This window comes from Corynebacterium sp. UMB10321 (assembly GCF_030228725.1).
In the GTDB taxonomy this organism is placed as follows: Bacteria; Actinomycetota; Actinomycetes; order Mycobacteriales; family Mycobacteriaceae; genus Corynebacterium; species Corynebacterium pseudogenitalium.
The window spans coordinates 1-231 of sequence record NZ_JASOZC010000082.1 but is presented as its reverse complement, the minus strand read 5'-3'; the positions used below and the strand labels follow the sequence as shown (position 1 = coordinate 231).

1 pseudogene is annotated in these 231 nt (G+C 57.6%); it reads right to left on the bottom strand.

Annotation, left to right across the window (positions count from 1 at the left end):
* Positions 1-231 (bottom strand): annotated as a pseudogene (locus QP752_RS11360) (gamma carbonic anhydrase family protein); the annotation flags it as partial.

Genomic DNA, 231 nt, shown 5'->3' with positions numbered 1-231 from the left:
GCGCCATCCATAATCACGCTGTTCATCCCGACCAGTGCATCGCGACCAATCACACAACCATGCAGGATCGCTCCGTGCCCGATATGACCGTTTTCCCCAACGATGGTGTCAGTGTCGCAGTAGCCATGCATAATGCAGCCATCCTGAATATTGGCTCCCGCTTGCACGATCAACCGCCCGTAGTCACCACGCAGTGAGGCGAGTGGGCCGATGTAGACACCGGCTCCCACA